This is a genomic window from Saccharopolyspora sp. 7B, assembly GCF_020177435.1.
GTDB classification, from domain to species: Bacteria; Actinomycetota; Actinomycetes; order Mycobacteriales; family Pseudonocardiaceae; genus Saccharopolyspora_C; species Saccharopolyspora_C gregorii.
Genome location: NZ_JAIUKC010000112.1, coordinates 11436 through 23568 on the forward strand (window position 1 = coordinate 11436; position 12133 = coordinate 23568).

The 12133-nt window shown below is 73.9% G+C and carries 10 protein-coding genes; 3 read left to right on the top strand and 7 right to left on the bottom strand.

Annotated features, from left to right (window positions below):
• Positions 1-510: 510 nt before the first annotated feature.
• The 4 genes from LCD33_RS17900 to LCD33_RS17915 all read right to left on the bottom strand — a co-directional run bounded on the left by LCD33_RS17900 (position 511) and on the right by LCD33_RS17915 (position 4237).
• Complete coding sequence (locus tag LCD33_RS17900; protein ID WP_224956118.1) at positions 511-1440, bottom strand: family 16 glycosylhydrolase; 930 nt, start codon at positions 1438-1440, stop codon at positions 511-513.
• A gap of 275 nt (positions 1441-1715) precedes the next feature.
• Complete coding sequence (locus tag LCD33_RS17905; RefSeq protein ID WP_224968625.1) at positions 1716-2735, bottom strand: LacI family DNA-binding transcriptional regulator; 1020 nt, start codon at positions 2733-2735, stop codon at positions 1716-1718.
• 91 nt (positions 2736-2826) lie between these two features.
• Complete coding sequence (locus LCD33_RS17910; RefSeq protein ID WP_224956116.1) at positions 2827-3021, bottom strand: hypothetical protein; 195 nt, start codon at positions 3019-3021, stop codon at positions 2827-2829.
• Positions 3014-4237, bottom strand: coding sequence for a PspC domain-containing protein (locus tag LCD33_RS17915; protein ID WP_224956115.1), 1224 nt, complete (start codon positions 4235-4237; stop codon positions 3014-3016). Before LCD33_RS17915 ends, LCD33_RS17910 begins: the two co-directional genes overlap by 8 nt.
• Positions 4238-4319: 82 nt before the next feature.
• Between LCD33_RS17915 and LCD33_RS17920 the strand changes: the two genes are divergently transcribed.
• Both LCD33_RS17920 and LCD33_RS17925 read left to right on the top strand, forming a co-directional pair.
• Positions 4320-5822, top strand: a complete 1503-nt coding sequence (locus LCD33_RS17920) for an ATP-binding protein (protein ID WP_224956114.1) — start codon at positions 4320-4322, stop codon at positions 5820-5822.
• Between the two features lie 29 nt (positions 5823-5851).
• The gene (locus tag LCD33_RS17925) at positions 5852-6526 is read left to right on the top strand and encodes a response regulator transcription factor (RefSeq protein ID WP_224956113.1); all 675 of its coding nucleotides are present in this window, start codon (positions 5852-5854) and stop codon (positions 6524-6526) included.
• 21 nt (positions 6527-6547) lie between these two features.
• On the opposite strand, the gene LCD33_RS17930 is transcribed toward LCD33_RS17925, so the two are convergent.
• Positions 6548-7537 carry a DMT family transporter gene (locus tag LCD33_RS17930; protein ID WP_224978062.1) on the bottom strand — a complete coding sequence of 330 codons (990 nt, stop codon included), beginning with the start codon at positions 7535-7537 and terminating at the stop codon, positions 6548-6550.
• A 111-nt stretch (positions 7538-7648) separates the two neighbouring features.
• Here LCD33_RS17930 and LCD33_RS17935 point away from each other — a divergent pair, with 111 nt between their 5' ends.
• Positions 7649-8542, top strand: coding sequence for a LysR family transcriptional regulator (locus LCD33_RS17935; RefSeq protein ID WP_224968621.1), 894 nt, complete (start codon positions 7649-7651; stop codon positions 8540-8542).
• A 27-nt stretch (positions 8543-8569) separates the two neighbouring features.
• On the opposite strand, the gene LCD33_RS17940 is transcribed toward LCD33_RS17935, so the two are convergent.
• Positions 8570-10123 carry a serine/threonine-protein kinase gene (locus LCD33_RS17940; RefSeq protein ID WP_224968619.1) on the bottom strand — a complete coding sequence of 518 codons (1554 nt, stop codon included), beginning with the start codon at positions 10121-10123 and terminating at the stop codon, positions 8570-8572.
• A gap of 210 nt (positions 10124-10333) precedes the next feature.
• Positions 10334-11794, bottom strand: a complete 1461-nt coding sequence (locus LCD33_RS17945; RefSeq protein WP_224956109.1) for a serine/threonine-protein kinase — start codon at positions 11792-11794, stop codon at positions 10334-10336.
• Between the last annotated feature and the right edge of the window lie 339 nt (positions 11795-12133).

Consider the following 12133-nt stretch of genomic DNA (forward strand, 5'->3'; position numbering starts at 1 on the left):
CCCCCCCGGCCCCCGGGGGGGGGGCCGCGCCCCCCCCGCGGCCCCCCGGGGGGGCGCCCCCCGCGCCCCCCCCGCCGCCCCCCCCGCCGCCCCCCCCCGCCCCCCCGTTCTCGTTCCCGGGCCGGGACGGCGGTGAACGGTCGTCCGCCCGGGGCAGGGGTTCGCGATCGTTCTGCTCCCCGGGGCGGACATGAGTGAGGGGGGGGGGGGGGGGGGCCGGCCGCCGGGCCGGGACAACGGCGAGGCCCCGGACATCGCGGTCGGGCCGGCCGGCGGCGGCCGGGCGCGCGGGCCGCCCCGCCCCCCCCGCCCCCCCCCGGCCGGGGGGGGGGGGGGGCGCGCCGCCCCCCCCCCCCCCCCCCCCCCCCCCCCCCCCCCCCCCCCCCCCCTCACTCGGGGAAGTCGGGGGCGGAGCCGCGGTGCGGCCGGGATCGGACCGGGCGCACCGGGCCCGCCTCCACCCGGTTCACGGGCGCCGCGGGCGCGGGTCACGACGCACGTGATCGGGAATCACTGCTCGACGCGGACCCAGTCGACCAGATAGCGCGCATTGCCCGCCTTCACCTTGTCGACCGATTCCTGCGGGAGTCCGAAATAGGGTTCGGTGACGCCGTTGACGCCGTTCGGGAACTGGCCGCCGAGTGCGAAGTTCAGAATCATGAACTGCGGGTCGTCGTAGACCCACGTCCAGCCGTTCTGCTCCATTTCGGCCTTGGTGATCTTGTAGATCTCCGCGTCGTCGACGAGGAAGGTGATTCCTTCCGGAGTCCAATCCGCCGTGAAGACGTGCCAGTCGCCCGGGTCGGAACCCTCGAACTGCTGCTGCCCCGCGATCGGGGTGTCGCCGTGGTACTCGGGACCGTGCAGCGCGACGCTGGTCCACGGCTCGCCGACGCTCTCCATGACGTCGACCTCGCCGCACTGCGGCCAGCTCACCTCGTCGATGTTGGCGCCCAGCGACCACCACGCCGGCCACAGGCCCTGGCTGGTGCCGCCCTCGGGCAGCTTCACCTTCGCCGAGTAGCGGCCGTAGGTGAACTCGAAGTTGTCCTGGGTGTTGACCCGGCCGGACTGGAAGTCGTAGGTGTTGCCGTCCGGCGCCTGGAAACCGGGAGTGCTGCGCGCGTGCAGCGCGAGCGCGCCGTTCTCGGCGCCGGTGTTCGCGTCGTCGTGGTCGATGTAGATCGTCTCGGGGGAGTCCACGTAGGCCTGCTGCTCCGAGTTCACCGTGGTGAAGTTGTCCCCGGTGACCTCGACCTTCCACTTGGAGCGGTCGAGTTCGGCGCCGGAGAAGTCGTCGAAGAACACCTCCGCCTTCGGCGACGGCGCCGCGGGCTGGGCCGGAGCCGCCACCGCGGAGGTCGCCGAAGAGGTGACGAACGGGAACAGGCACAGCGCGGCGAGGGTCGTTCCTGCCGCCTTGAATCCGGTTCGGGGCACGAGAAGTCTCCTTCGGGGGGACGTTGAAGGATGAGAGCGCTCTCAACGGGACAGGCTGCTCACCTGAAACGTTCCGGTAAAGGCTATATCGATGAAGTACGGGACTGATTAGGCCGATCGGCTGCTGTTCGCCGCTCAACGGGACCCGGTTGCGCAATTCGAAGTACGCGATATCGCCGTTTTTGCCAGTTGTGACGCCGCGCGATCACGGTTCGGAGCCGGATGAATGCGATTGGTTCGTTCCCATTTTTTCCGGTGTTCGGGAGAACGGGGATTCAGGCCGATTCGCGGCGCACGAGCTCCACCGGCAGCACCTCGCGACCCGGTGCCACCCGGTCGCCCGCGATCAACCGGTGCAGCAGCGCCACCATGTGCACCGTCCGCAGCGCCGGGTCCTGGCGGATCGTGGTCAGCGGCGGATCGGCGTGCGGCGCGACCGCGGGGTGGTCGTCGAACCCGACCACCGCCACGTCCGCGGGCACCCGGCGGCCCGCGGTCCGCAACGCCCGCAGCGCACCCACCGCCATCAGATCGTTCGCCGCGAACACCGCGTCCAGCTCCGGCACCCGCGCCAGCAGCGCCGCCATCGCCCGCTCGCCACCGGCCTCGGTGAAGTCGCCCGGTTCGGAGCGCGCCGCCGTCGCCTCGCCGACGCCGACCGCCTCCCGCCAGCCGCGCAGCCGCTCCAGCCCGGCGTGCTCGTCGCGCGGCCCGGTGACCGTCACGACGGCCCGCCTGCCCAGCGACAGCAGGTGCTCGGTCGCGAGCCGGCCGCCGCCCACGTTGTCGTGGTCCACCAGGTGCAGGCCGCGTTCGGAGATCCACGGCCGGCCGCCGAACACCACCGGCAGCGGCAGGTCCCGCACCGCCGCGGGCAGCGGATCACCGCGGTGCGGGGCCAGCACCAGCGCACCGTCCACGTGCCCGCCTGCCAGGTACCGCGCGATCCGCGCGTGGTCGTCCGGGCGGTGCACCATCAGCAGCACCAGCTGGCTGTCGCCCGCGGACAGGTGCTGGGACACGATGCGGACCGTGGCGGCGAAGAACGGGTCGTCGAAGAACTTGTCCTCCGGTTCGGAGAGCACCAGCGCGATCGCCCCGGTGCGCCGGGTGACCAGCGCCCGCGCCGCGCGGTTGGGCACGTAGCCGAGCTCGCGCACCGCGGCGTCCACCTGCCGGCGGGCCTCCGGGCTGACCCGGGGGGAGTCGTTGATCGCGCGGGACGCCGTCGCGCGGGACACACCCGCCCTGGCCGCCACGTCCTCCAAGGTGGGCCGCCCGCCGGGCATGCTCATCCGCTCCCCTTCCGTCCCCGTGGACGGAAGCCTAGAGCGCGCGGGTGGTCCGGCCCGTGCCGGTGGTGCGGCGGGGCGCCACCGGCAGGCATCAGCGGTGGCGCATCGAGGCGACGAGCAGGAACACCCCCACCAGCACCGCCACTCCGGCCAGCGACCACTCGACCAGGAAGTCCCGCGAACCGCCGAGCAGCACCGACGCCGAGATGATCAGCGCCAGCGCACCGGAGACCAGCAGCACCACGTCCGGGGACTGCGAGCGCGCGTCGTCCTTCGCGTCAGCCACGGAGCACCTCCACCATTCCGTCGGAAACGAACGCCTCCACGGTGAGGTGGCCGCCACCGGGCCCGTCCGCACCGGGATCGTCGATGTCGAGCCGCGTGTGCTCGCCCCCGTTCTCCTGCGTGCCGAGGCAGTGCACCGCGCCGCGTTCCGCGGTGCACCCGGCGGTGACGTCCAGGTCCCGCGGCAGCAGCACCCGCACCCGCCCCTGCCCGACGTGCGCGCCGGTCTCGACCTGCTCGTCGCCGGCGAGGCGCAGCTGCCGCAGGTCCAGGGTCAGCGTGCCGCGCTCCAGGTACGGGTAGGACTCCCGCAGCCCCGCGGTGGTCGTCGCCACCACCCGCCGGTCCTGCGGCGGAGCCGGTTCCGCGTCGTCGCCCGCACCGGGGCCCAGCAGCAGCGCCAGCGCCCCCACCGGCAGCGCGAACGCGATGAGCGCCCGGCCGCCGCGCAGGAACGCGGCGCACAGCATGCCCACCCCGAGCACACCCAGCACCACCGCGAGCGCCGAACCGGCACTGCCGCCCGCGGTGAGCGCCGCCCCACCGGCCAGCACGGCCACGGCCAGCGCGATCCAGGTGATCCACGTCCGCTTCGGCTGCGGCGGCTCCGGTTCCGTCCCGGGCTCCGGCAGGTCCCAGGCGAACGGCGCGGCACCCAGCGGATCCCAGGACGGCGGTTCGGCGCGCTGCTGAGCGCCCGGGTACACCCAGGTGTTCTCGCCGACCGGGGCCGCCGGCGCGCTCGCCACGGCCTGGCCCGGCGTGTTCGGCGCCGCCTGGCCCGGCGTGCTCGGCGCCTGCTGGCCCGGCGTGCTCGGCACGGCGACCTGCCGGTCCCGGTAGCCGCGGTGCAGCAGGTACAGCCCGGCGCACGCGGCGCCGAACACCAGCCAGCCGTGCGGGTAGAGCATGCTCAGCGCGGTGGGGACCCCGATCAGCACCACCAGCGCCACCCCGACCAGCCGGCCGAACCGGTTGCGGTTCGGCGCGTCCGGATCGGACGGCAGCAGCACCCACAGCGCCAGGTACAACGCGAGGCCCCCGCCACCGGGGATGGTGGCCACCGCGAACGCCACCCGCACCAGCACCGGGTCGATGCCGTAGCGCCGCCCGATCGCGCCGCTCACCCCGGCGAGCTTGCGGTCCTGCCGCAACCGCGCCGGTCGCGACTCCCACATCTCCCGGAGGGTGTCGCCGACGTTGTCATTCCCGCTCATGCGTCCACTATCGAGCGGTGACCGGCCAGGCCACATCGGGGACGCCCCTGAGCGCCGCCCGGAACGCCCTGGGGATTCCCCGATGCACGTGATCTCCCGCGCGTGTGACCATCGCAGGGTGAAGAAGCCGTACCAGCGGGAACGAGCTCGCGAGCCGCGGCGGGTGCCGACGGCCCCCGCGGCGGTCGACCCCGGCGCACCCGACCGGCCCGAGGCGGCCGGTGCCGCGCGGGCCGCCGCCGCACCGTCCGCCCCGTTCGGCGCGCCGGGCGCGGACCCGTTCCCGGTGGACCCGGACCGGCCCACCGAGCCGCACGGCCACCTGGTCCGCGATTCCACCGCTCCCGGCGCCGGCCCGCCGACGCTGTACCGGCGGCGCGGCGGTCGGCTCGTCGCCGGGATCTGCGGTGGGCTCGCCGACCACCTCGGGGTGTCGGTGCTGTGGGTCCGCGCCTCGTTCGCGGTGCTGGCCGCGTTCGGCGGGGCCGGGCTGCTCGGCTACGGACTGCTGTGGATCTTCGTGCCGCAGAGTGGGGGCGACGAGCCGCCGATGACCGACCGGGAGCGCCAGCAGGGCCTCGGGCTGATCATCCTCGGCCTCGGGCTCGCGGTCGCCGTCGGACTGCTCGGCATCCTGCCCGGCTGGCTCACCGGCCCGCTCGGCGTCGCGATGGTCGGCGCCGCCGTGGTGTGGCGCGAAGCCGACGAGTCGCAGCGGCGGCGCTGGCGGGAAGGCGCCCGCACCGGGATGGCGGGCGCGCTGCTCGGCGGCGGCGGGCGGTCCGCGGTGGTGCGGGTCGTCTCCGGCGCCGCGCTGGTCGTGATCGGCGCGGTGGTCTTCCTCGCCGGGTCGGCCAGCGTCAGCGACCTCCAGTTCGCGCTGCTGTCCACGGTGACCGCGCTGGTCGGTGCCGCGGTGCTCACCGTGCCCTGGTGGGTGCGGCTGATGCGGGACCTCGACGTGGAGCGCGCCGGGCGGGTCCGCTCCCAGGAACGCGCCGAGATCGCCGCGCACCTGCACGACTCGGTGCTGCAGACGCTCGCGCTGATCCAGAAGCAGGCCGGTTCGGAACGCGAGGTGCGGCGGCTCGCCCGCGGCCAGGAGCGGGAGCTGCGGACCTGGCTCTACGGCCCCGGCGGCTACGGCCGGGGCGACGCGGCCGAACCGGAGTCCCCGGCCGCCGAACCGGGGCCGATGCTGTCCGCGCAGCTCGCGCGGGCCTGCGGCGAGGTGGAGGACGCCTTCGCGATCAACGTGGACCAGGTCGTCGTCGGCGACTGCGAGCTGGACGACGCCCTCACCGCGCAGCTCGCCGCCGCCAGGGAGGCCGTGGTGAACGCCGCCAAGCACGCCGGGGTCGCCGAGGTCAGCGTGTACGCCGAGGTCGAACCCGACCAGGTTTCGATCTTCGTGCGGGACCGGGGCGCCGGGTTCGACCCGGAACGGGTGTCCGCGGACCGGCACGGGATCGCCGACTCGATCAGGGGCAGGATGGAGCGCAACGGCGGCTCCGTCCGCATCCGGACCGCGCCCGGTTCCGGCACCGAAGTGCAGATGGACATGCCGCGCGAGGCCCGCCGGTGAACCGGCCGCGGCCGGTGGAGGAGGAGAACGTGACCAGCGAAGAAGCAGACCAGCGCCCGGTCCGGGTGTTCCTGGTCGACGACCACGCGTTGTTCCGCTCCGGGGTGCGCGCCGAGCTCGCCACCGCGCCCGACCAGGTCGAGGTCGTCGGTGAAGCGGGTTCCGTCGCGGAAGCCGCCGCGGGCATCGCGCACTACCGGCCGCAGGTGGTGCTGCTCGACGTGCACATGCCCGACGGCGGCGGTGCCGAGGTGCTGCGGCGCGTCCGCGGCGAGCAGCCGGACGTGGTGTTCCTGGCGCTGTCCGTCTCGGACGCCGCCGAGGACGTGATCGCGGTGATCCGCGGTGGGGCGCGCGGCTACGTCACCAAGACCATCTCCGGCCGGGAGCTCGCCGACGCCGTGTGCCGGGTGGCCGCCGGGGACCCGGTGTTCTCGCCGCGGCTCGCGGGGTTCGTGCTGGACGCGTTCTCCCAGGGCCCGCATTCGGCGCCGGTGGGCGACCCGGAGCTGGACCTGCTCACGCCGCGGGAGCGGGACGTGCTGCGGCTGCTCGCCCGGGGCTACGCGTACAAGGAGATCGCCGCCGAGCTGTTCATCTCGGTGAAGACGGTGGAGACGCACGTGTCGAGCGTGCTGCGCAAGACGCAGCTGTCGAACCGCTACGAGCTCTCCCGCTGGGCCAGCGACCGCAGGCTCGTCTGACCGGCCGCCGGCCCGCGCCGCTCACTTCATGGGGTGGTTCGTGGCGAGGTCGGTGTACGGGTGCGCCGGGGCGACCCGGGGTGCGCCGTCCGGGGCCCGGTCGGCCGGGGCTCCGGCCGCGCGGTCCCGGGCGGGCCGCGGCCGGGCGGTGCGGTTCCGGGTGAGGGCGACGCCCGCCAGCACCAGCGCGATGCCGAGCAGCACCCGCCAGCTCAGCCGCTCACCCAGCACCAGCCAGCCCAGCAGCACCGACACCACCGGCATCAGGTAGGTGACCGTCGACGCGACCGTCGCCCCCTCGTCGGCGATGAGCCGGTAGTTCAACGCGAACCCCACCCCGGTGCCGAACACCCCGAGCACCGCCACCGCCAGCAGCGCCACCGCGTCGAACCGCACCGCGGGCAGCCCTTCCAGCGGCAGCACCACCGCCGCCAGCCCGGTCGCCGCGGCCAGCTGCAGCGCCGCCAGCACCGGTGCGGGCGCCCCCGTCCCGGTCAGCTTCCGGCCGATGTGCACGTAGCCGACGCCGTAGCTGGCCGCCGCCGCCAGGCAGGCGAGCACCCCGGTCCCGGCCGACGCGCCCTGCCACGGCGCGAGGATCAGTAGCACCCCGCCGAACCCGACGACGAGCCCGCCGAGCATCCGCGGGGAGAACCCGCCGCGCGCTCCCAGCACGTACCCGAACAGCAGCGTCCACAGCGGCGTCGTCGCGTTCACCGCCCCGGCCAGCCCGGAGTCCACGGTCCGCTCGCCGATGCCGAGCAGCACCCACGGCAGCGCGCTGGCGAAGAACCCGGCGACGACGACGTGCGGCAGCAGCCGCCGGTCCAGCCGCATCCGCAGCCCGCGGACGGCGCAGAGCGCCACCAGCACCGCCGCGCCGAGCGCGATGCGGGTGAACGTTACTTGCGCCGGGGACATCGCCGTCAGCGCCAGCTTGATCAGCAGGAAGCTCGCGCCCCACAACAGCGCCAGCACACCGAGCCGCAGGTGGCTCGTCCGGTGGTTCATCGTCGCTCCCTCGTCCGCAGGTCGTCCCGAGGACCACGATCCGAGAGCCGATGCATAAGGACAAGCGAAATAAACTGAACTGAAGTTTCAGCTCTGCTGTATCGTCGGGGCATGTTGGACGCCCGTCGCATGCAGGTCCTCCGCGCCGTCGTCAGCGGCGGCTCGATCAGCAGCGCCGCCACGAACCTCGGGTACACGCCCTCCGCGATCAGCCAGCAGGTCGCCACCCTCGAACGGGAGGCGGGCACCGCGCTGCTGGAGAAGGTCGGCCGCGGCGTGCGGCCCACGGCGGCCGGGCGGCTGCTCGCCGAGCGCGCCGCCGAGCTCGCCGGGCTGCTCGCCGACACCGACGCCGAACTCGACGACCTGCGCGCCGGGCGCACCGGGCGGCTCCGGTTGCGCTACTTCGGCTCGGCCGGGGTCGGGCTCATCCCGCCCGTCGTGGCGAAGTTCCGCGCCGAGCACCCCGAGGTGCGGCTCGACCTGAAGATGATCGACGAGGGGATCCTGGGCGAGGTCGCCACCGGCGAAGCCGATCTCGCCGTCATCGTCGTCGGCCGGGAACTGCCGCAGGCGCGCGGAGTCCGGGTCGAGCACCTCGTCGACGAGCCGTACCACGTGCTGCTGCCGCAGGGCCATCCGCTGAGCCAGGAGCCGGAGATCGACCTCGCCCGGCTCGCCGGCGAACCGTGGGTGCTGGAGGCGCTGGGCGACGGGCCGTGCGCCGAATCGCTGCGGGACGCCTTCGACTCCGCCGGATTCGCGCCGCGGATCGAGCTGGAGACCGGCGGGGACTACGCGGCGCAGGCGTTCGTCGCGGCCGGGCTGGGCATCGGCCTGCAACCGCGGCTCGCGCTCGGGGTGCTGCACCCCGGCATCGTCGTCCGGCCGGTGCGGCGGCCCGAACCGGTACGCCGCATCCACGTCGCGGTGCGCGAGACCGTGGCCGACCAGCCCGCCACCCGATCCTTGCTGGCGGCCCTCCGCGACACCGCCCGGGCGTGATCGGCCGGGCGGTGCGGAGTTCCGGGATCAGACCCGGGAATCGCTGTTGATCAGGGCTTCGCCGTCGCGGGCCACCATGCCCAGCAGGTGGCGTTCCTTGCTGGTCTTGCCGTCCTTCTCGAACTCCAGGACCACCAGCACCCGGGAACCGATGACCTTCGGCCCGGAAACGATCTTGACGTCGTCCACGGAGTTCCAGAACGACTCGTAGCTGTCCTTGCCCGCGGACTGCAGCCCCGGGCCCAGCAGCGACCAGGACTTGTCCAGGTCGTCCGGGACGGACGAGAAGTAGGTCTTCACCACGTTCACGATTTCGTCCTTGGACGGCTGCTCGTCGTCCTTTTCCTCGCTGGACGTCGTCGTGGTCGTGCTGATCGGCGTCGTCGGCGGGGCCGAGGACGAGGGCGCGGTCGTCGTCGGCGGAGCCGTGGTGACCGGAGCGGGCTCCGCGGGCGCCACCGGCTCGGACACCGGCGGCTGCGACTGGGGGGAGCGCTGCTCCCCGGCGCCGAACGCGCTCGCCGTCAGCACCCCGACCAGCACCGCCACCAGCAGCGCCGCCGCCCACAGCAGCACCGCCTTGCGGGAGGTCCCGCCGCCGGAGGGTTCGGACACCGCGGCCTGCCCGACCTGGGTCGGCGGGTTGCCCGCGGGGACCGCCGCACCCACCCGGGTCGGCTGCGCCTGCTGCGGCCTGCCCTGCGGGGCGGCCGCCGGGCGCTGCCAGCCACCGGACGGCGTGGACCCGCCTGGCAGCGGCCGTCCCTCCGCCACCGCCAGCAGCATGCTGCGCGTCTGCGCCATCGTCGGGCGGTCCACCGGGTCCGGCTGCAGCAGCTGCATCAGCGCCGGGGCCAGCGGACCCGCCTGCCGCGGTGGCTCCACCTGTCCGCGCGCCACCCGGTGCAGCAGGCTGATCGCGTTCTCGTCCGTGCCGAACGGGGGCTCGCCCTCCACCGCCGCGTACAACGTCGCGCCCAGCGAGAACACGTCCGAAGCGGGAGCCGGGTCCCGGCCCAGCGCGACCTCCGGCGACAGGTAGGCCGGGGTGCCGGCGAGGATGCCGCTCTTGGTCACCGCCACGTCGCCGATGGCGCGGGAGATGCCGAAGTCGGTGATCTTGGCGATGCCGTTGTCGCCGAGCAGGATGTTCCCGGGCTTCAGGTCCCGGTGCACGATGCCCGCCATGTGCGCCGCCGCCAGCGCCCCCGCGACCTGCGCGCCGATCCGGGCCACCGACTGCGGCGGCAGCACGCCCTGCTCGCTGAGCACCGTCGCCAGGCTCTGCGAGGGCAGGTACTCCATCACGAGCACCGGCTGGCCCTCGTCCTCGGCCACGTCGAAGACCACGATGGCGTTCTGGTGCTGCAACCGGGCGGCGATGCGGCCCTCGCGCATCGAGCGCTGCCGCGCCTCCTCGGTCTCCTCATCGGTGTAACCGGGCTGGAGCAGCAGCTGCTTGACCGCGACGGTGCGGTGCAGCCGCTCGTCGACCGCGCGCCACACGATGCCCATGGCGCCGCTGCCGATCCGCTTCTCCAACCGGTAACGGCCCGTGATCAAACGGCCCTCGGCGCTCACAGGTCTCTCCTGATGCTGGGGTGGTGGCGGCTTGGACGGTACTGACCGGGCCCCCGAGACCGGCTCGTGCTCATCGGCCCCACGTTACTGGTGGGCGGCTGGGGGAACGCACCAGGTCGGGGTGAACGGATCGCCGCTGGCGAAAGCACCGGGCCGGGGGCACGCATCGCGAGATGCCTGTCCCCGGCCCGGAAAACGACCACCTGGTGCTCAGCCCTGAAGCTGGAACGCGGAGGCACCGGATTGCGGCGAGGTGGCCTCCGACTGGGTCGGCTGGTCGGCGGAGGACTCGCCCCCGTCGTCGCCGTCGCCGTCGTCGCCGGAGGTCTCGGACGGCTGGGACTCCTCCGTGGACGTCGGCTGCTGCGTCGTCGACGGCTGGGAGGTCTGCTCCGTGGACGTCTCCGTGCTGGTGGTCTCCTCGTACGTCTGCTCCTCCGAGTACCCGGAGCTCTCCGAGGATTGGGTCGTCGGCGGCGGGGGCGGCGGCAGCGGCTGCTGGCTGGTGCCCGTGTCGTTGCCGGTCGGGTCCGGGGTGTTGCTGTTCAGGAACGCCGAGGTCACCAGCACCGCGACCACGGCGGCCGCGACCAGCGCGACACCGGACAGCACCAGCGGGCGCTTGCTGCGCCGCGGCCGGTCGTCGAACGACGTCTCCGCACGCGAGTCCGGCCCGAGGTACGCGGTGCGCGGGTTCGAGTCGTGCTGGCTGTACGGGTCGTCGTCGTAGTAGGCGGTGCCGCCGTGGTGGTCCTGGCCGACGACGCTGGTCGGAGCCAGGTCGGGCCTGCTGTCCGGGCCGATCGCGGGCGGGATCGGCGCGGCCATCGTGGGCACCGAGTTCGCCGAACCGCCGTCGGCGACCGCCAGCAGCATCTCCCGGACCTGCGCCATGTCGGGCCGGTCCTCGACGCGCACCTGCATCATCGCCATCAGCGGCTGGGCCATCGCGCCCGCCTGCTGCGGCGGTTCGATGCGGCCCGCGGCCACCGAGTGCAGCAGCGCCAGCGTGTTCTCGTTCAGCCCGAACGGCGGCCTGCCCTCGATCGCCGCGTACAGCGTCGCGCCCAGGGAGAACACGTCGGAGGCACCGCTCGGCTCCTTGCCCATGGCGACGTCCGGCGACAGGTAGGCGGGCGTGCCCGCCAGCATCCCCGTCTTCGTCACCTGCACGTCGCCCTGGGCGCGCGAGATGCCGAAGTCGGTGATCTTCACCGTGCCGTTGTCGCCGAGCAGGATGTTGCCCGGCTTGATGTCGCGGTGCACCACCCCGGCCGCGTGCGCGGCGCCGCGCGCGGCCGCGGCCTGCGCTCCGATCCGGGCCACCTCGCGCGGCGGCAGCGGTCCGTGATCGGACATCATCGCCGCCAGGCTGGTGGAGGGCAGGTACTCCATGACCAGCACCGGCTGGCCTTCGTCCTCGGCTACGTCGTAGACCGAGATCGCGTGCTGGTGCTGCAGGCGGGCCGCGATGCGGCCTTCCCGCATTGCCCGCTGCCGCGCTTCCTCGGCCTCACCCGGATCCAGACCGGGCTGCAACAACAACTGCTTGACCGCGACAGTGCGGTGCAGGCGTTCATCCACACACTCCCACACCACGCCCATCGCGCCACTGCCGATGCGTCGCTGCACTCGGTAGCGTCCGGCGACCAGGCGACCTTCGTCGCTCACCGACGTCTCCCCGTACTGCTAGATGCCCGCTGGGACGCGATCTCGAACCGGAAGGATCCGGATCGGCAGCACCCCGTCGGGCATCGGCGGTTTAGCGGACCGGTTCGGCCCTCCGACAAGTACACGTTCATTCAGCGCGGCCCGGTTCCGGCCGGTGGGCCGTATCCGGCCGCGGTACGGCAGCCTAGCCGACGCCCTCGCGGCGTAGACCCGAAGTCGTGAGATCGGGGAAGCCCGATTCCATTCGCGTCCAGCGAGGTGCCGTCCTCCTCCTGATCGCTCCGGCGGCACGAAGTGTTTCCGCAGTCCACACGTGGCGTGCTCGGGCGGTCGGCGGAG